We start from the raw sequence: 24,779 nt of genomic DNA on the forward strand, positions 1-24,779 counted from the left end.
CGGGCTGCTCCACCCCGCGTCTGAGGTGGCCAATAATAGGCGCCAGCGCACAGAATGCAAGTAATTATATCAAAATAAGTTTAATCGCCGCTTAATCGGACAGACTGTGCGGTCATTATCAGCATCATGCTGTTTTTTCAGGCAATAGCGTCTGCGCGACGCATCCGGCACTACACTCAGTAAGGTGATCACTCCTTCATTCTGGGTAGGTAAAATATGCGCATCTCCGCCGGTCATTGCCGTCAGTTGGGGGCCACACCCGACAGCCACGGCGTCAACTTCGCGATCTGGGCCCGATTGGCCAGCCGGGTTGAGTTACTGCTGTTCGCCAGCGAGGATGACAGTAACCCGGAGGTGATCCTGCTATCCCCCCGCCGCAATCGGACTGCCTACTATTGGCATGTCTATATTGAGGGGCTGCCAATAGGTCAACGTTACGCCTATCGTATCCAGGGACCGTGGCGCCCCTACTGTGGCACCCGCTTTGATGCGGAGAAAGTGCTGCTTGACCCCTATGCCCGCCGCATTGAACTTGGCCCCAATTACGATCGGTGGGCTGCGGCGCGCCCAGGCAGCAATATCGGCTGCTGTGCCAAAAATCGGGTAGTCGATACCCATGATTACGATTGGGAAGAGGATAAGTTACCCGCCCACTCACTCTCCCGCTCGGTGATCTATGAGCTGCATCTGGGGGGATTTACCAATTCACCCAGCTCGGGAGTGGACCCGGCGCTGCGCGGCACCTATCTGGGGCTTATCGAGAAGATCCCCTATCTGCAGTCGCTGGGTATCACCGCCGTTGAGCTACTCCCCATCTTCCAGTTTGACCCCCAGGATGCGCCCAAGGGACTCTCCAACTATTGGGGCTATAGCCCGATGTCCTTTTTCGCCCCGCACGCACAATACGCCTGCGGCGATGATCCACTGACCGAGTTTCGCGACATGGTAAAGGCGCTGCACCGGGCCAATATCGAGGTGATCCTGGATGTGGTTTATAACCATACCGCCGAAGGAGGGGATGATGGTCCTATCTTTTCGTTTCGCGGTATCGACAACGAGGCCTACTACATCCTCGACAACAACCAGAAAGACACTAACTACTCCGGCTGCGGCAACACCTTTAACGGCGCCCACCCGGTGGTGCTGCGGATGATCATGGACAGCCTCCACTTCTGGCGTCAGGAGATGCACGTCGACGGCTTCCGTTTTGATCTGGCCGCGATCTTGTCACGGGATGAATCAGGTCAACCCCAGGCCAATGCGCCCACCTTGCGCACCATCGACACCGATCCCAATATCGCTGACATCAAACTGATTGCAGAAGCTTGGGATGCAGGGGGGCTCTATCAGGTGGGATCCCTCGCCGGCGCCCGCTGGCGTGAGTGGAATGGGCAGTTCCGCGATGATGTGCGCTGCTTTTTGCGCGGCGATGAGAACAGTGTCACCACCTTTGTCGAGCGGCTGTGCGGCAGCCCCGACATCTACCACTATCACCACGCAGACCCCGAAAAAAGCATTAACTTCGTCACCTGCCACGACGGTTTTACCCTGTGGGACTGGAGCAGCTACAACGGCAAGCACAATGAGGCGAATGGCGAGGATAACCGTGATGGTTGCGATCACAACTTCAGCTGGAATCATGGCCATGAAGGGGTGACCGAGGATCCGCAGATCAATGCCCTGCGGATGCGCCAATCCAAAAACATGATGGTGGCGACCCTGCTCTCGGTCGGCTCCCCCATGCTGCTGATGGGGGATGAGCTGTTGCGAACCCAGCACGGCAACAATAATGGCTACTGTCAGGATAACGCCACCTGCTGGATGGACTGGCAGCCCAACGCTCGCAGTCAGGAGATGTTCCGCTTTATGAAGGAGCTGATCCAGTACCGCAAGCATCTGTTCCAGCGCCCGGAACAGGAGAGCATGCCGTTATCGCTCACCGAGATCCTGCGCCATAGCGAGCTCTGCTGGCACGGGGTCAACGCAGGACAGCCCGATTTTGGCCCCCACTCCCATGCTATCGCCATGTCGGCCCTCTCGAGCGAAACCAAGCTGGCACTGTATGTGCTGTTTAACGCTTACTGGGAGCCCCTGACCTTCAATCTGCCCAGCCCACCCAAAGGTGTGGGTGGCTATTGGCGGCGGATCCTCGATACCGCCCTGCCCTCACCACAGGATATCTGCACCTTCGGCATGCCGCTTGAAGGGTTGACCCGGGAATATCTGGCCCAGCCGCGCAGCAGTTGCCTCTTTATCTGTGGTGCTGACGACTTCTATTAATAGGCTGGCGCAAAAAACGAAAAGCCCCCCGAGCCAGGCTCGGGGGGCTTTTTCATTTAAACATCTGGATCAGACCAGTTGGTGCCACACACTGGTGGCGGCGATCTGGGCGATTAACAGACCGCACAGTGCGGTCGATACCACCACCGGGGCCGTCTCCCGCTGCAGATAGAGCGGGCTGAACCAGAGCAACAGAGAGACCACCAACAAGCCAGCCTGAGTGAGTACCGCCGGGATCAGTGCATCAAGGTTGGCCGCCCCGCCTTGCCATGCCACCAACACCGCCAACCAGATCAGGCTGATAATGGCACCCGCCAACCCCGCGAGGGGCAATAAGGTGTTAAATGCGGTGAGGCGATGCCGGGCTCGCAGCAACATCAAGTGGGCAAATGCCGCCCCCAGCATGGTCATCTGCAGCAAGCCACTGATCCAGCCCTGCACCTGCAACAACCCCACACCATACAGCGCCAGCGGCATGCCCGGTAACCAGAGCAGGGCCGAAGGGATGGATCGCTTGCCTTCCAACCGCGACTGAAGCAGCGACAATGCCACCCCGAGCACCAGACTGGCGCCGCCACTCCAGATAAGCCAGCTGGCCGCCTTTGCTTCAATCGCTAACATCAGCGACAGGGCAGTAATGACCCAAACAGAGAAGAGTTGCTGGTTGACTCTGGCCCGTTGTCCCGGGCAAATATCACCGCGCCACAACACGATACCGAGAGCGATCAGGGCGCCAAGCGCCATCAACCCGGTAAGAGGAAAGAGCCAAAAAGGGAGTTGGACGAACATGACGCCTCCAGCAGAGTGTTTCGAAATGCGCCAACGCGGCGCCAAAGAGAGGCGGAGTATACCCAACCCCGCAGCTATCCCCAATCTCTGCCAGCAATACTGGAACCACTCACCCTCTCACCCTCTCACCGCAACCTGGCGCGACAACAAGGCAGCACGGACTAACCGTCCGCTTAGCCCTGGCCTCGCGCCAGCGCAACCACCTTGGCAAACATCTGACGGATCACCGGTGGAATATGCTCGCCACCGAGACGCTCGGCTTCTTCAACGACGGCCAGCGCCATACCCGGTTTGCTGCGTTTATGGATTGCCTTGTTAATGATGTGACGGGCACTCCACATAGTGCGCCCCCCCACCCCCGCCTCACGGCGAAATACCGCCTCGAAACCGTTGTGATAAAGGTAATGTTCGATGTCTGCCGCCGGTAGCTGGGTCAGTCTGTCGCGCTCCCGATCACCTTTTAACAAGGAACGGGCCGACGCCGCATACTTGAGCCCGGCTTCATCACCATCAGTCAGCAGATGCCATTCGATACCAAAATCCCGCGCAACCTTGATCAGTGGCGACTGGCCACACTGGGCAAACTCGATGACCCGCACCCCCTCGGCCCGCAAGCTGTAACCACAGATCTGGGCCAACTCCGAGAGCAACCAGATCTCGGTCTCGCCCTCCACTAGCAGCCAGCAGCGGGCAAACAGCGACATAGGGCGATTGATCCGCACATGGAAGGCGATTTTGCGCAAGTCATCGCTGCTATAGCGCTCTCCCCCCAGTTGCTGGCAGAGAATATCTTGCTGGCGCCGCACCAGGCGGCGTACCTGATTAAGCGGCAACGAGGAGAGCAGATCCCCCGAGTTGGTGGTGAGCAGCTTCTGGCCCGGCAATTGATCCAGCAAGCCCCACGCCAATGCCAGCATGGTCGGATGCAGCCGACTTTCGGGATCTTCCAGGATCAGGATCGGCCGGGCCCCCTCCTCCAGCTCGCGGTTGCCCCGTGCCTGCAGCAAGGTCGCCGCCATCCCGGCCATGGCCAGTTGCAAAGCACGATTATCTGCATGGCGCAGCAGGGTGTGCAGGTTACCCGGATTGCGCAGGGTCATAGGACGATTGACAATATCGCGCTGACTTCGGGGCTTATTTTTCATCGGCGCCAGCGCATTAAAGTAGTGATCCATAAGCTGACGCACCGCCTGCAGTGCTTCCTTCAGCTCGGGTTCGCCGATCCGCTGGGGCTCGTCAATCAGCTTGTCGGCCAACTCGCTTAACCGTTGCTCCGACAGATCTCCCCACGCCACCGTCTCCACTCCGTTGCGCGTACTGCGCGCGTCGCGCAGACGAAAGACCGGGTTCATGGTGATCAGCAGAGTGACCAGCTCATCCGCATTGGCAATGGGCAGGATTTTACCTGTTCCGTCGAGAAAATCATGGAGCGTCAGAATGGAACCATCGGCTTGCAACTCCGCGCTGGCACGATAGTGAATACGGTGGAATTTATCTTTATGCAGCACCCAGGAGGGGCGAAGGCGGGCCAAACGATGGGAGTGCTGACACACCTGGGGTCTGTGCTCACTGAAGGTGAGCACCAGTTGCAAGTGGCGTGTCGGCGCAAGCTCAGGATCTTCCGGCTGATGGAAATCCTCGGCGGTAAATTGGTAGGGCTCGGCATTTTGCCCCAGCAGGCACCAGAGGGCGCGCAACAGGCTTGATTTGCCCCAGGTATTTTCACCAATCAGCACCGTTGTCTGATCGAGCCCGAGCGACAGGCGATTAATCCCGCGAAAACCTTTTACTTCAATACGTTCCAGAAACATCCAGCCATGTCCACATCATTGTGATGGGGCAATAGTGGCAAAGTTACCGGAAAAATCCTATCGGATGCTGGGCTTTTTCAACGTGAACTGTGAGGCACTGCAGGTTCGGGCGGGGTGACAACAGCGGTGCGATCTTGGGGGGCATTCCAGTGGCTGAACCAGAGATGGCGGGTACGAGTCTGACGTTTGCGATAATTCAATGGGCATTCCTTTCAAAATATAAGTGGTCAAGAGTACACCTCTTTTGCTCAAAGTCTCAGGGTTATCTGTGACAGAAAGATGACAATGGTGCACAGCACTGCCTAGGCGTGATAGCAACGGCTGCGCGAAAACGGTTGCTAACAAAACAAGAGGTGGGATGACGCACGCCGGTCGCTCATCATAGGCCTGCGCTTTAATGCGCCATCGGTCTGACAAGCCACTTGGTGGGTCTGGTGATCAGCACTCTCGGTCACTTGATGATCTTGGCGTCGCCCCTCAAGCGGTGGCGAGTTCAGCCGCCCAAAGCAGCAAACGGCACTTGCTCCTGAGGCAGGCAGCCCCTAAGGTAGCGCACATTCAATAAGTAACGATGGCAAGGGGACTCTATGTTACTGGAAGGACTGGAGACGCTCAGCTTGCTGGCGAGCGAAGGGACCATGGCCAAGGTGGCCAGCCGTCTCTATATCAGCCAGTCGGCGGTGAGCAAGCGCATTGCCCAGCTGGAGCAGCGCCTTGGCAAAAAACTGATCGAACCGGATGGGCGCCAGATCCGGCTCACCCCGCAGGCACAGGTGCTGCTGGAACGGATCGCGCCCAGCCTTGCCGAGATGAAGGGGGTGCTGGCGGACAGCCAGACCCTGTTCGATCAGACCCCACTTCCCATCGCCTGCTCCGAAACCCTGCTGGCAGGCTACCTTGCCCGCTTTATGCACGACTATCTAGGTCAGGATCCCCATCTGGCCCTCTCCACCCACCACACGCCGGTGATCCTGACCAGGGTGCGCAGTGGCGAGGCACTGCTCGGTATCTGCGCCGGTCGCCTGCCACCGGGCCACGGACTCGATGCCGAACTGCTGCTGGAGGAGCCATTCTATCTGGTGGGTAACGAACCGAATCCAACGCGGCCAACCACTGCGGGGGCAATGAGCAAGATCCTCACCATGGATCTGGATAACCCCGCCAACCGCTACCTGCGCGAGCCACTCGCGGCACTCGGGTTTGAACCTGCCATGGAGCTCGACTCCTACTTGGCGTTGATCGAGCTTGCCAAGGCGGGGATGGGGCCCGTGTTGTTACCCGCGGGCCTGCTGGGGTTGGTGGGAGAACAGGGAGAGATGGCATGCCCGCTGCCCGGATTAGGGCGCCCGCTCTATCTGGTTTATCGACAGAGCAGTCTCAAGCGCGAGCGGATCGCCCGGCTGGTCAGCGCCCTGCACCAACACTTTCGCCACTACAGCGATACGCCGCGCTAGCTGTGTAAACCCACCAGATGTGACAACGGGGCTCAAGAGCCCCGTAAAGGTCAGATTTGTCGCGCATACACGGCGGCTCAGAGCCAGGCAAACAGCTCGGGGTACTGACTCCAAACCAGCTTGGCAGACATCAGCAAGGAGACGGTCACCAGCAGTGGCTTGATCAGCTTCACCCCTTGCTTGAGTACCATCTTCGAGCCGAAACGGGCACCGATAAACTGCCCCAGCGCCATGCAGAAACCGACACTCCACACCACCTTGCCACCCAGTGCGAAAAACAGCAGCGAGGCGATGTTGGAGGTGAAGTTGAGCAACTTGGTGTGGGCGGTGGCCCGCGCCATGCCAAAGCCCGCCAGCGCCACAAACCCGATGGCAAAGAATGAACCGGTGCCCGGCCCGAAAAAGCCATCATAAAAGCCGACCCCGCCCCCCACCAGCAGCGCAAACAGCATAGGCGTGAGACGGCGGGAGCTCTCGGCATCGCTCACCCGCGGCGAGAAGTAGAAGTAGCAGGCAAAGGCCATCAGCAGGAAGGGGAGCAAGCGCTCCAGAATAGCGGCGTCGATAGTCTGCACCGCCAGGGTGCCGATAGCCGCACCGATAAAGGTGCAGATCACCGCAGGCCAGATCATCGCCCACTCCAGCAACCCTTTGCGGGCGTAAAACCAGGTGGCGGAGAAGGAGCCGAAACTGCTCTGCAGCTTGTTGGTGCCGAGTACCAGCGCTGGCGGCATGCCGGTGGCGAGCAGCGCAGGCACCGTCAACAGGCCACCGCCGCCGGCGATCGCATCAATAAAACCGGCGATCAGTGCCACACCAAACAGGGAAAACAGGGTAACCAGTTCCAATTCCATCCATAGACCTCACGGGATTGAGTTGCCCGACAGGGTCAGGCAACCGGGAGCATAAAAACAGCGTTTACAAGGTGCTGCAGCTGATAACCGCTATCCTACTGAGCGGCCGTTGATGAGACTAACGAAACAATGGCAGCCAATTGATTCCACATTCTCATCAATTAACCCTGTGACGTTCTGGCCAGCACGATTAATCAGCGCTATCCGGCAGCTGGTCCTGACCACCCTGGTTGATAAAGGCCAGCGCCTGCTGCAAGTGGTGTTCATCGTCACCTGGGCTACGACTGACCCGACCCGCCATATAACGGCGACTAAAAAGATTGAACCAGAGCTGCAACGCCTGTCCGGCCTGCAACTCCCCCGCCACTTCCAGCACGCAGGCAGCCACTTCGGCAGTGCAGAGGTGCTCGTCACAGTTGGCCACCCGCATGCCGTAGGTAGAGAGCGCATCAGGCTTGATGGCAAGCACCGGGAAGCCATCCAGATAGGGGCTCATGTTGAACATCTTGCGCGCCTCGGGCCAGGTGCCGTCGAGCAGGATAAAGAGCGGTTTTTTGCCCGGCGCCAACGTCACCTCCCCGGTCAGGCGGGCAGGCTCCTTCTCGCAGGCGGGAAACACCACATAGGGCTGCCAGACCGGGTCCGCCAACAAGGCCAGCAACTCGGGGTGGGGCTGGGTGCGCGACCAGAGAAAGGCCCAGGTGGTATCCGGCAACACATCGGCAATCAGACGACCGGTGTTGGAGGGTTTCATCGGCTCGCTGTCATACATCAGCAGGCAGAAACCGGCCTCGGCTTTGAGCTCGGGGCGCCACTCGCAGGCGCACCAATCCTCCCGCAGCTGACAAGCCGGACAGCGGGCCAGGGTGCCGCCACGGGCGAGGAACGGTCGGGTAGAGATACTCTTGCGCCAGGCCCGCAGGCGGTTGACGGCGTGATCAGGAACAGGCTTCATCTAGGTTCACAACTGGAGTCAAAACAGGGGCCAAAACGGCAATAATGCCAACTGCCATGGCTCCAAGGAGCCCAATAACAGGGGTGCCGCCAGAAAAGCGCAAGATTGTACCCAGTTACACGCTGGCGGAACAGCAATCCCTGCCCCTTTCGCCAGACACAGGGCTACATACCCTTGCCTTACGACTCCTGACAGCCGCGCAGCAGCTCCAGCAACAGGCTGCCATCGCGCAGCGCCTTGTGCACCTGCACCGAGGTGGGCTTGGTGGGGTCTTCGTAGAAGTGAGTGGATTCGATCTGCAGCCGCACCAGATATTCAGCGGGCAACTGGCTGGCCAGCGACTGGTGCAGCATGGGAAAGAGCAAGCGATCGGCGCGGGTGATCTCGCCACCGAGCAGCAGCTTGCCCGGATTGAGCAGGCAGATGAGGTTGGAGAGCACCTTGGAGAGCCGCCCCGCCGCCTGATGGAGAATATCCTGACAGAGGCTGTTACCCGCCAGCGCCAGCTCGCACAGCTCGCGGATGGTGACGCTGGGTGGCAGATCATGCTCCTGCATCCGCTCACGCATATCGCGGTATTGCGCCTCCAGCGCCTGATTGGTCACCAGGGTGCAAGCACAACCAAAGCCGCCGCAGTAGCAACGCTGACCATAAGGCTCGAGCTGCAGATGGCTAAGATCCCCTAGCAGTGAATTCTCACTCTCAATCAGCTGGCCATTGACCACCATGCCTACCCCGATGTCGTTGTGAACGAACACCAGCACCGCATCGGCGCAATTTTTGGCCGCCCCCCATTCACGCTCGGCCTGGATCCAGGTTCGCACGTCACCACTGACCAGCACAGGTACCGAGAACGCCTGTTGCAGAGTGGGGCCAAGGGGCCAGTTGCGCAGATCGTAGAAGGGGAAGTGCTTGACCATGCCGGAGTGGCGTTCCACCTGGCCGGGCAGACAGAGGGCAATACAAGCCAGACTGAGGGCCTTTTTCGGCAGAAACACTTGGATGGCATGCACCAGACTGCCCAGCAGATCGGCGCGCTCTTCCTCGGTGAATAGATGGCGCTGGCGGGCCAGCGAGCGGCCGGAGAAGTCAAACAGTGCCATATCCACATAACCGCGACCAAGGCGCATCGAAAGAAACTGGAAGCGGCGCTCGTTGATACGTAACAGGGTCTGGCGACGACCGCGCCCCACCGAGCTTTCACCACAGGTCACCACCAGACCGCCATCGAGCAGTTCACGGGTGATCTTGGTGATGCTGGCAGGCGAGAGGCCGGTCAAGCGGGAGAGATCGGTGCGCGACAGCTCCTTGTGCTCTTCCAGGCTGGCATAGACCAGGCCGTAGTTGAGCTGCCGGATCAAATCGATACTACCTTTCACGATCTCATTCATAGGGTATGGGGCAAAGGCTGAAAAAAAGAGGCCGCCAATTTTCACACATTATTGGTCAATACCCAAATAAAGAGCGGTCTGAACCGGGATTCAGACCGCATCTTGTGGCTAGTGTCACGAACCATCACAGGATCAGTAACGGAATTGCGACACCAGTTTGCGCAACTTGTCACCGGTATTGGCCAGATCGCGGGTGGTGCTGTTGGACTCCAGCGCAGCATCGGTCAGCTCGCTGACAATCTGCTGAATCGCCACCAGGTTCTTGTTGATCTCCTCCGACACCGCATGTTGCTCCTCGGCAGCCGTTGCAATCTGGATATTCATGTCGTTGATGGTACTGACCGCCATCACCATGCTGTCGAGGGAGCTGGCGATGTGACTCGCCTCCTGCACCGTCTCCTGGCTGCGTTCCTCGCTCGCCTGCATCACATCCACCGCCTGTTTGACGCCCCCTTGCAGGCGCTGCAGCATCTCGTTGATCTCCTTGGTGCTCTGCTGGGTACGACCGGCGAGCGAGCGCACTTCGTCTGCCACCACCGCAAAGCCCCGTCCCTGCTCACCGGCCCGCGCCGCTTCGATGGCCGCGTTCAATGCCAGCAGGTTGGTCTGATCGGCAATGCCACGAATAACCTCGACCACCGAACCAATCTTGGCGGTCTCTTGTGCCAGTTGTTCGATGACACCGGAGGCGGTATGCACCTCCCCCACCAGCCGGTTGATACTGTTGATGGCCCCGCTGACTACACCACGGGCGGCGTCAGATTCACGGGCGGCATCGCTGGTTGCCGTCGCCGCATTGGAGGCACTGGCCGCCACCTCCTGCGCGGTAGAGCTCATCTCGGTCACCGCGGTGACCACCTGATCGGTCTCACGACTGTGACCCTGCATCTGATGATCGTAGTGTTCGCTCAGATGGTGCAGCTTGTCGACAGCGCCAAGCAGGTGGTTACTGGTCTCTCCCACCTGACTCACCACCGACTGGATCCGCTCGACAAAGCGGTTGAAGGCACTGGCCAGCTGGCCAATTTCATCCTTGCTATGCACCTTGAGGCGCTGGGTCAGATCCCCCTCACCGTTAGCAATATCGTTCAACGCCAACACCGCATCCGCCAGTGGTTTGGTGACCCGGTTGCCCACGATCACTGTCACCGAGAGGGTGATGCCGAGGATCAACAGGATCACCAGCACACTACTCTGCAGCGACGCATGCATGTTGCTTTCTCGCTGTTCGCGCAGGGCCGCTAGCTCGTTGTCGATATCATCGATATAAAAACCGGTTCCAATCACCCACTGGTATTTATCCAGCACCATGTTGAACGCCAGCTTGGGGGCATCACGGCCGATGGAGGGCTTGGCCGTCCAGTATTCGGCAAAGCCATCACCCTGACGGGCCACTTTGAGAATGTCCTGGATCAGCAACTTGCCCTTGGCATCCTTGTCGTTCCAGCGGTTTTTCCCTTCCAGTTCGGCACGCACCGGCAGCAGTATGGTGTTGCCTTGGAAGTCATAGACAAAAAAGTAGCCGTCGCTGCTGTAACGCAGCGGCCTGAGCAACTCTTTGACCTTTTGACGATTTTCCGGTGAGTCCGGCAGCGCATAAGCGGTATCGATGGCCGTTTTGGCCATCATGATGTAACTGCTGAGCAGCGCTTTACGCTCCTTGATGGCACTCTCCCTCGCGACCACCAGATCAGACTCCAGATCGCTTTTGGAGACCATATAATTGCTGAGGTTGACCACCAGGGCCATCAACAGCACGGGCACCGCACCCAGTAACAGGATTTTTTGCTTGAGCATCATCTTCCACATCCTTGCAGCTGTTTTTATTGGAATACCTAGCCTATTCATCAGTATATAGGCTGGCAGGGCGAGGCCAGCGTTCGTTACAATTCCCCTAAATAAATCGGCCATTTAGTGAAAATCATGAATCTTTGTCCTTGCGGCTCACCCCTTTCTCTCGAATTGTGCTGTGGCTCACGTCACAGTGGTGCGGTAGCTGACACCCCGGAGCAGCTGATGCGCTCGCGCTACAGCGCCTTCGTACTCGGTTTGGGGGAGTATCTGGTCCATAGCTGGCACCCGGCCCACCTCGGCGGCCTCACGGCGGCAGACCTGTCCCAACGCGATACCAGTTGGGATGGTCTCGAGATCATCGCCAGCCAGGGCGGGCCGGATGATGAAATAGGTATGGTGGAGTTCAAAGCCTGGTTTCTGGAAGGGGATGAGCGCCACTGCCTGCACGAGCGCTCCCGCTTCGTACGATATCAGGGGCGCTGGGTCTACACCGAGGGGGAGCAGGATCCCGCCCCCCTCAAGGCAGGGCGCAACGATCCCTGCCCCTGTGGCAGCGGCAAAAAGCACAAGAAGTGCTGCGGCTGACGCGCCACACACCGACCTGACTCGTCAAACAGTGACAAGGGGCATCCGATGCCCCTTTTTTGTGCCTGCCATCCACCACCAGCCAGGTCACCGACGCGATAGCAGCGTGACAAATGTCACAGAATGCTCATTAACGCGCGAACAAATGCGCGTTTGCGAACGCAAATTTGGCCCATATCAAACATTTCCACTCAGAAGTAGGCCACACTGGCCTCATCTGGAAGAGATGAGACGGGCAACAATGAAAAGAATAACCACACAAGTCGTCATCATAGGCGGCGGGGCCACCGGGGCCGGCATCATGCGCGATTGCGCACTGCGCGGCATCGACTGCATCCTGCTCGAGCGCGATGATATCGCCGCAGGCACCACCGGCCGCAACCACGGCCTGCTCCACTCCGGTGCCCGCTACGCGGTGACGGATCAAGAGTCCGCCCGCGAATGCATCCAGGAAAACCGCATCCTCAAGCGGATTGCCAGCCACTGTGTCGAAGACACTGGCGGCCTCTTCCTCACCCTGCCGGAAGATGACATCAATTTCCAACGCACCTTTATGGATGCCTGCGCCCTGGCCGGTATCGACACCCGCCAGCTCGATCCCCGCGAAGCGCTGCTGCTCGAACCTAACGCCAACCCGGCGATGATCGGTGCCATCCATGTACCGGATGGCACGGTCGATCCGTTCCGCCTCGCCGCCGCCAACGTACTGGATGCAAAAGAACATGGCGCCCGCATCTTTACCCACAGCAAGGTGCTGGGGCTGCTGCGCAGTCAGGATCGGGTACACGGAGTCAAGGCCATCAATACCCGCACCGGCGAAGCGTTCGAGGTGGAGTGCCAGGAGGTGATCAACGCCGCCGGCATCTGGGGCCAGCAAATTTGCGAATACGCCGATCTCGGTATCCGCATGTTCCCGGCCAAGGGCTCCCTGCTCATCATGGATTACCGCATCAACCAGCTGGTGCTCAACCGCGCCCGCAAACCGGCAGATGCCGATATTCTGGTGCCGGGCGATACCATCTCCCTCATCGGTACCACCTCCAGCCGGATTGATTACAACAAGATTGACCAGCTCACCGTCGATCCAGAAGAGGTGGAGGTGCTGCTGCGCGAGGGGATCAAGCTCGCCCCCATCATGGCCCGCACCCGTCTGCTGCGCGCCTACGCCGGGGTACGCCCGCTGGTGGCGGTAGACGGTGATGAAACCGGCCGCAACATCAGCCGCGGTATCGTGCTGCTGGATCACGCCGAACGCGACGGCCTCAAGGGCTTCAACACCATTACCGGCGGCAAGCTGATGACCTACCGCCTGATGGCCGAGTGGGCCACCGATCTGCTGGCCAAGAAGCTCGACAACAGCAAACCCTGCCAGACCGCCGAACTGAACCTGCCCGGCTCGCGGGACCCGGAGAAAGTCTCGGCCCCCGGGCTCTCGGCCCCCGCAGAAGGTTCGGCCCAATACCGCCATGGCGAGCGGGTCATCGCCTTCTTCCGCGATAACCCCAAGGCCAACGCCCTCATCTGCGAATGCGAAATGGTCACCGCAGGCGAAATCGAATATGCCCTGCGCGAGCTGGATGTGGACAACCTCATCGACCTGCGCCGCCGCACCCGTCTGGGCATGGGCCCCTGTCAGGGCGAGCTGTGCGCCTATCGCGCCGCCGGTCTGATGCAGGAGTATGGCAAGGCTGACGGTCGTCAGGCCTGCGTCATGCTCCGCCAGTTCCTCGAGGAGCGTTACAAGGGGACCCGCCCGGTACTGTGGGGCGATGCCCTGCGCGAGGCCGAGTTTACCTACTGGATCTACGAAGGGCTGTTTGGCCTGGGGGAATGGACGGCGCCACAACTGGTCACCGAACCCCCTCGCGCCGCTGCAAGCCGAGACCACTCACAAGGAGAGCCGTCATGAAGTTCGACAATATCGTTATCGGCGGCGGCATGGCCGGGCTCTCGGCCGCCCTGCGGCTGGTGGAGGCAGGCCAGAAGACCCTGCTGATGGCCTCCGGCCAGAGCGCCCTGCACTTCTCCTCCGGCTCGGTCGATCTGCTCGAAAGCGAGGGAGATCCCCGCACCACGCTGCCCGCCTTTATGGCAGCCCATCCGGATCACCCCTATAGCAAAGTAGGGATGGACAATATCGAGGCGAGCCTTGCCGATCTGCAGCGCCACTGTGCCGAGCAGGGATTGCCGCTGGTGCACAACGAGACCAACCACCAGCGCCTGACCCCCATCGGCACCCTCAAGCGCACCTGGCTCTCCCCCGATACCTGCGCCTGCGTCACCGACGCCCCGATCCCGGATGCCCTGCTGCTCGCCACCATGGAAGGCTTTCGCGACTTCCATCCGGCGCTGGCCGCGGCCAATCTGGCCACCCATCCCCGCTTCGCCCACTGCCGCGTCCTGACTGGCGAAATACGCCTGCCACAACTGGCGGAGTTCAGCCGCAATCCCCACGAATTTCGTTCCGCCGATATCGCCCGTTTGTTTGATAAACAGACCGGAGGCAAATACCCGCTGGTGGCCGAACTGGCCCGCGAGATCAGCCGCATGGTGCAAGAGAGCGGCGTGCCCGATTGCCGCCATATCGTGCTGCCCGCCTGCCTGTCGTTGGGGCTGGTCGGCCCCCGTCTGGCGGAGCTGGAGCAACGCACCGGCTGCACCATCAAAGAGGTGGCGACCATGCCGCCGTCACTTATCGGGATGCGGATGCAGGAGGCACTCAAGCGCCGTTTCATGGCCCTTGGCGGCACCTTCCTCACCAGCGAACGGGTGCTGGGCGCCCGCTATGAGGGGGATAAAGTCATCGGCGTACACAGCCAGAATGGCGACGATCAACTGTTTGAGGCGGACAACTTCGTGCTCGCCTCCGGCAGTTTCTTTAGTCGCGGGCTGGAATCCCGTCTGCGTGGCATTCGCGAACCTATCTTCAATGCCGATGTGCTGAGTCTGGAGGAGCGTGACGCCTGGGCCGGTCGCCGACTGTTCGACCACCACCCCTTCATGGGTTTCGGGGTCAAGACTGACGACAAGCTACGGGTACTGCGCGGTGGCAAACCGCTGGTCAACCTCTATGGTGCTGGCAGTGTATTGGCCCACTACGACCCCATTAAAGAGGGCTCCGGCTCCGGTGTTGCCGTTGCCACTGGCTGGCAGGCCGCCGGTCATATTCTGGCTGGAGTCTGAGATGCCAACCCTCTGTTTTCTGACTGCGGGCAGAGCGCTGCCCGCTCGACAATCCCATTGCCGCATCCCTGTTGCTTTCAATCCGGCCCGGGAGGAGTAAATCATGCTACTGGATCACGCCAACCAAACTTTCGATCAGTGCATCAAATGCACCGTCTGTACCGCCTACTGCCCGGTGGCCAAGGCCAACCCCGCCTACCCCGGCCCCAAACAGGCGGGCCCGGATGGGGAGCGGCTGCGGATCAAGAGCCCGGAGCTGTTCGACAGCGCCCTCAAGCACTGCACCAACTGCAAACGCTGTGAAGTGGCCTGCCCGAGCGGGGTGCGCATCGGCGACATCATCGCCAAGGCCAAAGACAAATACAGCGGCTTCAAACCGGGGATCCGCGAATTCGTGCTCTCCCACACCGATCTGATGGGCAGCATGTCTACCCTGATGGCCCCGGTGGTCAACTTCACCACCGGCCTCAAGCCAATGAAAATGGTGTTGGACAAGGCGTTGGGGGTCTCCTCCCACCGCGATCTGCCCAAATATTCGCAGGGCACCTTTCGAGGCTGGTACAAAAAGCAGAAGGCTACCCAGGCCAGTTATGCGCGCCAGATCGCCTACTTCCACGGCTGCTACGTCAACTACAACCACCCGCAGCTTGGCAAGGAGCTGGTGCAGGTGCTCAACGCCATGAACATCGGCGTGCAGTTGCTGGAACGGGAAAAGTGCTGCGGCGTGCCGCTGATTGCCAACGGCTTTATGGACAAAGCCAAGCAGCAGGCAGCGTTCAACATCAAGCAACTGGAGAACACCCTGCTGGGCAACGAGATGCCGCTGCTGGCCACCTCCTCCACCTGCGGCTTTACCCTACGGGACGAATACCCCCACCTGCTGGAGCAAGACAACCACAAGGTGCGGGATCGCATCTCGCTGGTGACCCGCTTCCTGTGGAACGAGTTCTACAAAGGCAACAAACCGGCGATGAAGCCGCTCAATCTGCACATCGCCTACCACACCCCTTGCCACATGGAGAAGATGGGCGGCGTCATCTATACCCTCGAATTGCTGCGCGCCATTCCCGGAGTCAAGGTGACGGTATTGGAGTCCCAGTGCTGCGGCATCGCCGGCACCTACGGCTTTAAGTCGGAGAACTACGAAACCAGCCAGACCATCGGCGAAGGGCTATTTGATCAGATCAACCGCCTCTCCCCCGATCTGGTGATCACCGATTGCGAGACCTGCAAATGGCAGATCGAGATGAGCACGGCATTTCGCTGCGAACATCCCATCCACCTTCTGGCCCAAGCGCTCGCGTGAGATGTGAGTACCTTCACCGTCATAACAGCGTGCAGGCCTATGGCCTGCCCAGATAATAAAAGAGCCCCTCTTTGCACAAGAGGGGCTCTTTTATTGGGGTCGACATCAACGCGCGAAAGGGCGTTATCGTGCAGATGTGGGCCGTGAACCAGACATGATGAACCCGGCATGGTGAACCAAGCATGATGGTGACACAGCATCCTGGCACTGGCCTTTTTGCGGTAAAAGAAAAAGCCCCATGAAGTTCATGGGGCTTTCGCTTTCAATATGGCGGTGAGGGAGGGATTCGAACCCTCGATACGTTGCCGTATACACACTTTCCAGGCGTGCTCCTTCAGCCACTCGGACACCTCACCAAATTTTTGTCTGTGGTTTAACGTGCTCAGCCAACACGTTGTTCGCTGCGCTGTTGCGCCGGAACGGGGCGTAATGTAAGGGATACGATGGCTTTTGGTCAATGCAATTTTTTACTTTTTGCGTTAGTTTGCTCAATATCCGAACCAAGTGACCAAAAATATGCCGTTTCGTATCCCTTTCAATCAATTTACTGCCGCTTCGTGCAAATGTTCACCTTTGAGTGCTTCTTCCAGCGAGCCGTAAAACTCCAGCTTGCCGGGCTGCGGTCGCACCTTGGCGCGGGCTAGGGTCTTGAGCGGCTGGAACTGCAATTCGGCCACCCGCAGCTCGACACCAGCTTTGGCCATCTGCTTGCCAAACTGAAGGAAGGCAGAGAGACCGCCTGCATCGAGGATGGAGACCGCCTCCATCTGCAGTACCAGCACCTGGTGCCCTTTCACTTGCGCTTCCAGCTCGGCAAAGACCCGTTCGGCCGCAGCAAAGAAGAGCGGGCCGTTGATCTTGTAGAGCAGGCCGTTGTCCGGCACCTCATGGGCATAGCGCTTGTGCTCGGCCAAATCGTGCAGTTTGGTCATCTTGGCGATTTCGCGCATAAAGAGCAGCGACGCCAGGATCACCCCGAAGGTGATGGCGATAACCATGTCGAAGATGACGGTCAGTGACAGGCAGACCAGCAGCACCAGCACGTCGGATTTGGGGGCACGACGGATCAGCTCCACCACCTTGTGCGCCTCGCTCATGTTCCAAGCAACGATCAGCAACAACGCAGCCATGGCCGAGAGCGGCAGCCAAGAGAGCCAGGGGGCCAGCACCAGAATGGCGGCCAGCACCACCAGCGCATGGACGATCCCCGAGATGGGGGACGTAGCCCCGGCACGCACGTTGGCAGCAGAGCGGGCGATGGCGGCGGTGGCGGTAATGCCGCCAAAGAAGGGGGCGAAGATGTTGCCAAGCCCCTGCCCCACCAGCTCGGCGTTGGAGCTGTGTTTGCGACCAGTCATGCCGTCCAGCACCACGGCGCAGAGCAGCGATTCGATCGCCCCCAGCATCGCCATGGAGAAGGCGGCAGGCAGCAGCCGCTCAAGGGCAGCCAGATCCCACACCACAGGGGCGCCATCCGGCCCGGGCAAGGCCCAGGGCATGACCAGGGTCGGCGCAATGGGCGGGATCCCCATCCCCTGGGTGCCATCGGCCAGGGTATAGCTGAACTTGCTGCCGATGGTGGCCACATCCACACCGAAGTAATGCAGACCAAAACCCAGGCCCACCCCGACCAGCACCGCGGGCAAGTGGCCGGGCACCGGCAGACGCAGGCGCGGCCAGAGCAGCAGCACGGCTAGCGTCGCCACCCCCACCAAGGTATCGCCCCACTGCCAGCTGGGCAGGGCAGCGGCCAGCGCCTCGACCTTGCCCAGATAATTTTCCGGCATCTCGGGCACGCTCAGGCCAAAGAAGTCCTTGATCTGCAAGGTGGCGATCACGATGGCGATACCACCGGTAAAGCCCAGCGTCACTGACGGCGGAATGTACTCGATCAGGCGACCAAGGCGGGCCAACCCCATCGCCACCAAAAAGAAGCCGGAGATGAGGGTCGCCATCAACAGACCACCCACGCCAAATTGCTGGGCAACCGGATAGAGGATCACCACAAAGGCGGCGGTTGGGCCGGAGATGGAGTAACGGGAGCCACCGGTCACGGCGATCACGATACCGGCGATGATGGCGGTATAGAGACCATGTTGCGGCGGCACACCACTGGCGATAGCCAGCGCCATGGCGAGCGGGATGGCGATGATACCCACCGTGACACCGGCGATGAGATCACGGCCGAAGCGGGCCATGCTGTAGGGTTCATCAATACAGGACTGGCGTAAGGCTATGGCGAGCTTCACGCTATTTAAAGAGGCTTGCTTGTGCATGTATATCGTAATACCAGAAGAGGGAGATAAAGGCCGGAGAGATCCGGCGCCCGATCATCATCAAGGGCCGGCAAGGCTGTCGACACGGCGATGGTATCCTGCGTAACCTTACTCCACACCGGCCATTTTTTCGATGGGCAGGATCAATGAAACGCACGCTCACCCATTATTTGGCCTATTTGCCGCCAAATCGGCGATCTTTCCCGCTACGACGGCCCTTTTAACTGCAAAGATAACCATTTGAGGCTTCATTTATCACTGGCACGTTCGCAGCAGCAAGTCGCATTTTCAGGCAAACGCCAATATGGCACAGCGGCGTGCCACCGGTTCCCCTGAGGGATGACAAGAGACTGATTGTGCTGAAAATAAACCGTAAAGCGCAAGTTTTGGGCAAACAGTCTGAAAATAGGGTTTTCAACGAGATCGCAGGTTGACACCTGCCCCCGGGGTCATTAATATTCGCCCCGTCTCAACGAGACAGGCAATTCCTCCTTAGTTCAGTCGGTAGAACGGCGGACTGTTAATCCGTATGTCACTGGTTCAAGTCCAGTAGGAGGAGCCACTTTTCCCTCGTAGTTCAGTTGGTAGAACGGCGGACTGTTAATCCGTATGTCACAGGTTCAAGTCCTGTCGAGGGAGCCAAATTATAAAGCCCAGCCTTTTGGCTGGGCTTTTTCACATCTGTCGTTTGCTCGTTACCAGCCGATTAAGCCCTTGCCAACACGGTTCGCTCACTCCTGACACAATGAGGGGGACTCCCGGCGCAACAGGGCTTCCCACTGGTCAATGATGCCTTGATAGGTATCAGCGGCGTTGTAATGGGTTGTCGCATGTGCCTGCGCATTGCGTCCCAGTGTGATGATCCGCTCGGGCATGGCATTTAACGTCCCCAATACCCGGGCAAGATCGTCCGGATCATTGGGCTGATATTTACAACACTCCACCCCATCGTGCAGGCGTTGATCCCACCAGGCGCCATCGGCGGGGATCACCACACACAATCCCGCTGCCATCGCCTCCAGAATCGAGAGTCCAAAAGGCTCTTGCTGACTGGTCGATACAAAAATGCCGCACTCAGACCTGATCTCATCAAGGTTCACCGGATTTGCATGCCAGCGGGTGCCCGGAAGCTCGGGCGCAATGGGGCTGCAGGGTTGCAAACTGTTTTTCGGCTGCAGATAGCACACCACCAGCTCGGGGCGCTCGCCGCGCATCTGTTGATGAGCCGCCAGCATGGTCTCTAATCCCTTCCAGCGCAGCAGTGAGGCTGCCCACAAGATATCGGTGCCACCAGAGGTAGCGGTCGGCCAAGAGTGGTCGCTCAAGCCATTGGTAAATGAGTGCCAATGGGGCGGGAAATGGGATTGACCGAGCCGGGTCAGGATCGCCGTCAACGAAGGACGGCAACTGTCGAGGTAAAACACCGCGCGCGCGCGCCACAAGGCGCGAGCAGATAACCCCGAGCAGCCGACAGGGCCGTGAATAAATTGCACCACCGGGATCCCCAGTAACTGGCCAGCCCAGTAACAACAGAGATCGACCCCGGGGCCAGACGCTGCGACGAGGCAGCTGACCCCCCCCAAGCGCCACACTTGCCACAGGATCAGCAAGGTCTGCCACCCTTGCTTGAGCAGATAGCGCCAACCAGACTCCCGCCCTCGCACGATGGCGGGGATCCACAGCCGATGATGTGGGCAATGGGGCCAGGAGTCGCGATCTTCGGTCATCACATGACACGCCATCGCAGGCATCCGCTTGCTCAGCTCAGCAAGCACCACCTCGGTAGCCACCTTGGATCCCCCCCGAAACGCGATAGGGTCCACAATCAGCACCTTGTCCGTGCCCATCTGGCTGCTCATCGCTGTTTATCTCCCATTAGCTTGCCCCTACGCCCTGCTATGAGGGTCGATAACCTGGCCAGCATGGCCTGCCCTTGCGCCGCAACTCGCTGCCACAGCCAACCGGCGATAACCTGGTAAGGTTGGCGTCCCTCCCCCGCCCATCGCCCCGCCAGCGCATCAGACCACACCTCGGTCACCTTGTTGACATAACGGGCCACGGTGAAATGCTGCGCCGCCCGTTGCTGTCCTGCTCGCCCCATCGCCCGCCTTATTTGCGGGTTGCTCAAACGCTGCCAATGGCAAGCCATCTGACGCCAGTCTCCCGGCTCGGCCAGCAGCCCGCTCACCCCGTCGTCGACCACCTCAGGGATACCGCCCACCCGATAGGCACTGACCGCAAGCCCCAGCATCCCAGCTTCCGCCAGAGTCAGACCAAACACCTCCTCGCGGGCACCGGATACCAGAACATCAACGCCACCGCGCAAGATGGCCGCGCTATCAGCCCGCTCCCCCAAGAAGTGCACCCGCGCGGCGACCCCCAGTTCGCTGGCCAAGCTGGCTAATGCCTGCTGCTCGGGGCCACTGCCGATCACCAGCAGTTGTGCCTCCTCGCCCAACCGGGTCAGTTCTGCAAGGGAATGGAGCAACAGATCCACCCCCTTGCGTTTGATCAGTGAACCGACGGTCGCGATGATCAACTGCCCCGCTGGCAAACCCAGCATACCCATGACAGGCCACTGGGGGCCCTCGTTCAGCCTGGCGCCATCGACACCGTTGGGTATCCTGATCAGCCGTTCTGTACCACAACCATCTTGCTGCCAAGCGGTTAACACAGGTTCGCTCACCCCGATCAGCACACTGGCCTGGTGCACCCTTAGGGTGAATCTGTCTCTGGGTTGATAACGGGCATGCAGATGGCACACCAGCGGAACCTGCACATCGCGACATACACCCGCCAGCCACTGGCAAGGGGCCGCGCTATTGGCATGCACCAGTGCAATCCAGTGTTGCTGGATCAAGCTGGCGGCACGCCGTTGCAACTGGCGATATGCCGCTACATCAAAGCGGGGGGCCTGCCAGCCGAGCAACAGAGAGAAGGGCTCGACCAGCGCCTTTACTCCCAGCAGCGCGGCCTCATCTGCCAGCCGCTGGCTATTGCACCAGAGCAAGGGGGTAAAGCGGGCGCGATCAAGATGGGCCAGCAGATCCAGCAAGCAACGTTCGCTACCGCGGATCCAGTTCTCACCGTAGTGCACTAACAGAACCGGAATTGCGCTCATCATTGTGCTCCTGCATTGCGGGTTCTGACCGATCTGCCGCCTCATCAGTGGCAACGCGGGCTTGCTGCACATACTTGATGGCCGCGACCGCCAGTGCCAACTCCAGATAGATGGGCCAGGTAAAACCCTGGGTTAAAAATGAGCCCGAGATGACAAACCCGACCATGCTGGCCATCACCCCTTGCATTGCGGTGATCACTGCAGGGGGCATGCCAACTAGCTGACACTGCCAGCAACGGCGCAACGTCAACGCCACCATGCCGATAAACAGTGCCAAGCCCACGAACCCTGTCTCTGCCAGCACCCCGAACCAGGTCGAATGGACGGCGTGATTAAGCCCATCCCAATGGGGGCTGTAGAAGAAGTAGTTGTAGTAAAAATTGGATAGCCCCACCCCCACCAGCGGATGTGCCAGCGCCATGCCCCAGGCTGCTTGCCAGGCGTAGATGCGGCCCATGGCCGAGGCATCGACTCCGCTCTCGGCGGCGCCGCCAGATGCCCGGTCGCTGATCCCGGCAGCCACAAACAACACGCTAAGCGCCAGCCCACCCACCATCATCAGCAAGGCTTTTGACTTCACCCGCTGCCAGGCGAACAGGCCACAGACCGCGCAAATACCCAGCAAGCCCCCGCGACTCTGGGTGGCAATAATGGCGGCGGCGGTCAAGGCAAAGCCAAGCCCCCCCAACAAGCGCCCCCCTAGCCCATTGCCCTGATTGAGCAACAAGCTCAGCGAAAAACCGGCAGGAAAGAGCAGCACCAGCGCCAGATCATTGGGGTCCCCCAGCACTGAGCCCAGCTCACGCCCAATGGTCACCCGGGTTTCCTCCACCAGCCCGATCCCGCTCACCTTGTTGTAGAGGGCCACCAGCGCCACCATGCAGCCGGCCAAGACAAATACCCGCACCGCCAGGGCAAAATCCCCCGGAGTGCGCACCAGCCAGGCGGTGGCCAGGGTCATCAGATAGATCTTGCTGTAGCTGCCGGTCCAGGTGGCGATCGCCTCGCCCCGGTTGCTGGCAAACAGCACGCCGATGGAGACCATCAGGAAAAAGGCGCTCAACCAGCTCAGGGCCGGGTGCCAGTAAGGCTTGATCCGGCCAGTCAGCAGGATGTGCCAGGCCAGGGCGCCAATGGCCGCCAGTGAGAACAGCAACGGGATTTTGAGGGGATAGAGCTGGGGAAACACCTCGTGCAAGCGGAAAAACGAGAAGGTGACAAAGCCCAATACCATCAAAAATGGCCAGCGCAGGGCAAACCAGATGGCGGGGATCGCCAGCCCAATCACCGGCAGCAGTAACGGATGGGGTAATCGCCACCACAGCAGGGCCACGACGAGACAAATCGCCAATGCCCACAGGGCATGACTCAGGCGACCCATTGCCCACCCCACACCATGGCCAAGGCACAACCTGAACTGGCCCAAAGGGGGGCCAGCCGATAGGGCAACGGCAATAACCGCTGGCTCACCAGATAAAACGCCAGAGCCCGTACCAGATAGACCAGCAGCAGGGTCCAGATCACCCCATCCACCCCAAAGCGGGGGATGGCAAGCAAAAAGCCAACGACCCCGAGCAAACTGCATCCCAGATTGATAACCATCTGTGCCTTGCTCTCTTCGCCGCTAAAACAGCCGACATTGAGCAGATCGGAGACGTTGCGTACCGCCATCCCCAGTACCAGCAACGGGATATAGGCAATCGCCCCGTGATAGCTCTCCGGCGTGAGCAGCCGGATCAACAAGGGAGCGGTGAGCCCGACCACCCCGGCAGTGGCAAAGCCCAGCACCGAACCCAGCACGCTGTAGTGGGCATTGAGGCGCAGGCCATCGGGCTCTTTGAGCAGCATAAAACGGCGGGGATACCACCACAGGGCAAAAGGTTGCAGCAACAGCCCCACCGCCAGCGCCAGCTTGCCCGCCACCGCGTAATAGGCCAGCAGCGCCTCGCCCACCACATCGGCCAGCAGCAGACGATCGAGGCCACTTAAGGAGAAACCCGCCAGCCCGCTCACCACCAGTGGCAAACCATAGCGCAGCACCGGCCGATAGTGCTGCCAATCAAAGCGGATCCCGCTATCACGCCATTGCCACAGGCTCAGCAGCAGTGCCAGGGCGATGCAGGTCAGGGTACCGGAAGCCAGCACCCCGCTCACCCCCCAGCCAAGCCAGAGCCACCAGCCGGTCAGCAGCGACTGGATCAGCGCCTTGCCTGCGGTCGCCACGAAAAAGAGCTTGGCCTGATTGCGCATTCGCAGCCACGCCAGCGGCACCCCGATCACCCCTTCAAATGGCAGGGCGCAGAGTACCCAGCGCACATCCGCAAGACGGGTTTCAACCGGCAGCCAGGCTTGCACCACAGGCGCCAGCACCCAGAGCAGCAGCAAACTGGCCAGCGCAATGATCCAGACCAGGCCGAACATCCGGGCGACCACCTGCTGGCGGGCCTGCTCATCGGTGGCCAGTCCGGCAAAGCGATAGAGCGCATCCACCAGCCCGAACCCGAGGATCAATGAGCCCAGATTAATCAAGGTCAGTAACACCTCCAGCTGACCATATTCACGAGGAACCAGCAGATGAGTCAGCACCGGCAGCATCAACAAAGAGATCCCCTTCATCAACAGCAAGCCCGCGGCATAATAGACAATGGCAATTTGGTTCACACCCAGTCTCATAAGGCCTCCCAGCCACCCTGGTGGCTTAGCCGCCGGGCATTATTGCTTATCTCACTGCTGCAATAATGCAAAGGGCACGCCAGTTAACCCGAATGAGACAGATCCCCGCCCCCCTGCCTCTGCGCCTCATTACGCCTCAGTGCGCTGCGAACAGCCAGCGCAGCAAGCCCAAAATGAGACTGCATATTGGATGAACGATTGCGTTTTGCACAACCACTGACGCAAATTGCACCCCGCGGCGGGATCATTCCCGTTTCACTGCGCCACCCGGCCCGATAAAGAGCTCCCTACGCGGTTGGCCCGATCC

The 24,779-nt window shown here is 59.7% G+C and carries 16 protein-coding genes, 3 tRNA genes and 1 pseudogene; 8 read left to right on the plus strand and 12 right to left on the minus strand.

Annotation, left to right across the window (positions count from 1 at the left end; genetic code table 11):
- The first annotated feature begins 216 nt into the window (after positions 1-216).
- The gene (gene glgX, locus CF137_RS20445; protein WP_139721314.1) at positions 217-2,280 is read left to right on the plus strand and encodes a glycogen debranching protein GlgX; all 2,064 of its coding nucleotides are present in this window, start codon (positions 217-219) and stop codon (positions 2,278-2,280) included.
- Positions 2,281-2,349: 69 nt separating this feature from the next.
- Here the strand turns inward: glgX and CF137_RS20450 are convergent, their stop codons facing one another.
- Both CF137_RS20450 and CF137_RS20455 read right to left on the minus strand, forming a co-directional pair.
- Positions 2,350-3,069, minus strand: coding sequence for a hypothetical protein (locus CF137_RS20450; RefSeq protein WP_068979318.1), 720 nt, complete (start codon positions 3,067-3,069; stop codon positions 2,350-2,352).
- Positions 3,070-3,242: 173 nt separating this feature from the next.
- Positions 3,243-4,880 carry an ATP-dependent endonuclease gene (locus tag CF137_RS20455; protein ID WP_042023677.1) on the minus strand — a complete coding sequence of 546 codons (1,638 nt, stop codon included), beginning with the start codon at positions 4,878-4,880 and terminating at the stop codon, positions 3,243-3,245.
- 587 nt (positions 4,881-5,467) lie between these two features.
- On the opposite strand from CF137_RS20455, the gene CF137_RS20460 reads away from it, so the two are divergent.
- Positions 5,468-6,334: a LysR family transcriptional regulator gene (locus CF137_RS20460; RefSeq protein ID WP_139721316.1), complete on the plus strand. Its 867-nt coding sequence runs from the start codon at positions 5,468-5,470 to the stop codon at positions 6,332-6,334.
- A 77-nt stretch (positions 6,335-6,411) separates the two neighbouring features.
- Here the strand turns inward: CF137_RS20460 and CF137_RS20465 are convergent, their stop codons facing one another.
- The 4 genes from CF137_RS20465 to CF137_RS20480 all read right to left on the minus strand — a co-directional run bounded on the left by CF137_RS20465 (position 6,412) and on the right by CF137_RS20480 (position 11,334).
- Positions 6,412-7,188 carry a TSUP family transporter gene (locus CF137_RS20465; RefSeq protein ID WP_101324905.1) on the minus strand — a complete coding sequence of 259 codons (777 nt, stop codon included), beginning with the start codon at positions 7,186-7,188 and terminating at the stop codon, positions 6,412-6,414.
- Between the two features lie 190 nt (positions 7,189-7,378).
- The gene (locus CF137_RS20470) at positions 7,379-8,143 is read right to left on the minus strand and encodes a tRNA-uridine aminocarboxypropyltransferase (protein WP_139721318.1); all 765 of its coding nucleotides are present in this window, start codon (positions 8,141-8,143) and stop codon (positions 7,379-7,381) included.
- Between the two features lie 179 nt (positions 8,144-8,322).
- Positions 8,323-9,534: an ROK family transcriptional regulator gene (locus CF137_RS20475; protein WP_101316479.1), complete on the minus strand. Its 1,212-nt coding sequence runs from the start codon at positions 9,532-9,534 to the stop codon at positions 8,323-8,325.
- A 132-nt stretch (positions 9,535-9,666) separates the two neighbouring features.
- Positions 9,667-11,334, minus strand: a complete 1,668-nt coding sequence (locus tag CF137_RS20480) for a methyl-accepting chemotaxis protein (protein ID WP_139721320.1) — start codon at positions 11,332-11,334, stop codon at positions 9,667-9,669.
- Positions 11,335-11,457: 123 nt separating this feature from the next.
- On the opposite strand from CF137_RS20480, the gene CF137_RS20485 reads away from it, so the two are divergent.
- The 4 genes and pseudogenes from CF137_RS20485 (at position 11,458) to glpC (ending at position 16,402) form a co-directional block, all read left to right on the plus strand.
- Positions 11,458-11,913: a YchJ family protein gene (locus tag CF137_RS20485; RefSeq protein WP_139721321.1), complete on the plus strand. Its 456-nt coding sequence runs from the start codon at positions 11,458-11,460 to the stop codon at positions 11,911-11,913.
- A gap of 241 nt (positions 11,914-12,154) precedes the next feature.
- Positions 12,155-13,826 (plus strand): annotated as a pseudogene (glpA, locus tag CF137_RS20490) (anaerobic glycerol-3-phosphate dehydrogenase subunit A); the annotation flags it as partial.
- Entirely contained in the window at positions 13,819-15,096 is a 1,278-nt protein-coding gene (gene glpB / locus CF137_RS20495) for a glycerol-3-phosphate dehydrogenase subunit GlpB (RefSeq protein ID WP_139721325.1), read from the plus strand. The pseudogene glpA and the gene glpB, both read left to right, overlap by 8 nt.
- A gap of 103 nt (positions 15,097-15,199) precedes the next feature.
- Complete coding sequence (glpC, locus tag CF137_RS20500) at positions 15,200-16,402, plus strand: anaerobic glycerol-3-phosphate dehydrogenase subunit GlpC (protein ID WP_101324911.1); 1,203 nt, start codon at positions 15,200-15,202, stop codon at positions 16,400-16,402.
- A 268-nt stretch (positions 16,403-16,670) separates the two neighbouring features.
- Here glpC and CF137_RS20505 read toward each other — a convergent pair.
- Both CF137_RS20505 and dauA read right to left on the minus strand, forming a co-directional pair.
- Positions 16,671-16,758 (minus strand) — tRNA-Ser (locus CF137_RS20505).
- Between the two features lie 183 nt (positions 16,759-16,941).
- Positions 16,942-18,678: a C4-dicarboxylic acid transporter DauA gene (dauA, locus tag CF137_RS20510; protein ID WP_139721328.1), complete on the minus strand. Its 1,737-nt coding sequence runs from the start codon at positions 18,676-18,678 to the stop codon at positions 16,942-16,944.
- A gap of 486 nt (positions 18,679-19,164) precedes the next feature.
- Here dauA and CF137_RS20515 point away from each other — a divergent pair.
- Together CF137_RS20515 and CF137_RS20520 are read left to right on the plus strand one after the other, a co-directional pair.
- Positions 19,165-19,240 (plus strand) — tRNA-Asn (locus tag CF137_RS20515).
- A 4-nt stretch (positions 19,241-19,244) separates the two neighbouring features.
- Positions 19,245-19,320: transfer RNA gene (locus tag CF137_RS20520), tRNA-Asn, on the plus strand.
- 89 nt (positions 19,321-19,409) lie between these two features.
- On the opposite strand, the gene CF137_RS20525 is transcribed toward CF137_RS20520, so the two are convergent.
- The 4 genes from CF137_RS20525 to CF137_RS20540 are packed head-to-tail and all read right to left on the minus strand — an operon-like array spanning position 19,410 to position 24,472.
- Entirely contained in the window at positions 19,410-20,537 is a 1,128-nt protein-coding gene (locus tag CF137_RS20525) for a glycosyltransferase family 4 protein (RefSeq protein WP_139721330.1), read from the minus strand.
- On the minus strand, positions 20,534-21,802 hold the full coding sequence (locus tag CF137_RS20530) for a glycosyltransferase family 4 protein (RefSeq protein WP_240038581.1): 1,269 nt from the start codon (positions 21,800-21,802) through the stop codon (positions 20,534-20,536). Before CF137_RS20530 ends, CF137_RS20525 begins: the two co-directional genes overlap by 4 nt.
- Positions 21,762-23,180: an O-antigen ligase family protein gene (locus tag CF137_RS20535; RefSeq protein ID WP_139721332.1), complete on the minus strand. Its 1,419-nt coding sequence runs from the start codon at positions 23,178-23,180 to the stop codon at positions 21,762-21,764. The genes CF137_RS20530 and CF137_RS20535 overlap by 41 nt, the downstream gene beginning before the upstream one ends.
- Positions 23,168-24,472 (minus strand): lipopolysaccharide biosynthesis protein, encoded by a 1,305-nt coding sequence (locus CF137_RS20540; protein ID WP_101319662.1) that lies wholly within the window; start codon positions 24,470-24,472, stop codon positions 23,168-23,170. The genes CF137_RS20535 and CF137_RS20540 overlap by 13 nt, the downstream gene beginning before the upstream one ends.
- Positions 24,473-24,779: the final 307 nt, after the last annotated feature.

Source organism: Aeromonas sobria (assembly GCF_006243315.1).
GTDB lineage: Bacteria > Pseudomonadota > Gammaproteobacteria > Enterobacterales > Aeromonadaceae > Aeromonas > Aeromonas sobria_A.

Bases quoted from the DNA above. Each gene is read 5' to 3' on its own strand.
- CF137_RS20450 (WP_068979318.1), bottom strand. From the start codon at position 3,069: ATGTTCGTCCAACTCCCTTTTTGGCTCTTTCCTCTTACCGGGTTGATG.
- CF137_RS20455 (WP_042023677.1), bottom strand. From the start codon at position 4,880: ATGTTTCTGGAACGTATTGAAGTAAAAGGTTTTCGCGGGATTAATCGC.
- CF137_RS20485 (WP_139721321.1), top strand. From the start codon at position 11,458: ATGAATCTTTGTCCTTGCGGCTCACCCCTTTCTCTCGAATTGTGCTGT.
- CF137_RS20535 (WP_139721332.1), bottom strand. From the start codon at position 23,180: ATGGGTCGCCTGAGTCATGCCCTGTGGGCATTGGCGATTTGTCTCGTC.
- dauA (WP_139721328.1), bottom strand. From the start codon at position 18,678: ATGCACAAGCAAGCCTCTTTAAATAGCGTGAAGCTCGCCATAGCCTTA.
- glpB (WP_139721325.1), top strand. From the start codon at position 13,819: ATGAAGTTCGACAATATCGTTATCGGCGGCGGCATGGCCGGGCTCTCG.
- CF137_RS20465 (WP_101324905.1), bottom strand. From the start codon at position 7,188: ATGGAATTGGAACTGGTTACCCTGTTTTCCCTGTTTGGTGTGGCACTG.
- glgX (WP_139721314.1), top strand. From the start codon at position 217: ATGCGCATCTCCGCCGGTCATTGCCGTCAGTTGGGGGCCACACCCGAC.
- CF137_RS20480 (WP_139721320.1), bottom strand. From the start codon at position 11,334: ATGATGCTCAAGCAAAAAATCCTGTTACTGGGTGCGGTGCCCGTGCTG.
- CF137_RS20525 (WP_139721330.1), bottom strand. From the start codon at position 20,537: ATGAGCAGCCAGATGGGCACGGACAAGGTGCTGATTGTGGACCCTATC.
- CF137_RS20460 (WP_139721316.1), top strand. From the start codon at position 5,468: ATGTTACTGGAAGGACTGGAGACGCTCAGCTTGCTGGCGAGCGAAGGG.
- CF137_RS20530 (WP_240038581.1), bottom strand. From the start codon at position 21,802: ATGATGAGCGCAATTCCGGTTCTGTTAGTGCACTACGGTGAGAACTGG.
- CF137_RS20540 (WP_101319662.1), bottom strand. From the start codon at position 24,472: ATGAGACTGGGTGTGAACCAAATTGCCATTGTCTATTATGCCGCGGGC.
- CF137_RS20470 (WP_139721318.1), bottom strand. From the start codon at position 8,143: ATGAAGCCTGTTCCTGATCACGCCGTCAACCGCCTGCGGGCCTGGCGC.
- glpC (WP_101324911.1), top strand. From the start codon at position 15,200: ATGCTACTGGATCACGCCAACCAAACTTTCGATCAGTGCATCAAATGC.
- CF137_RS20475 (WP_101316479.1), bottom strand. From the start codon at position 9,534: ATGAATGAGATCGTGAAAGGTAGTATCGATTTGATCCGGCAGCTCAAC.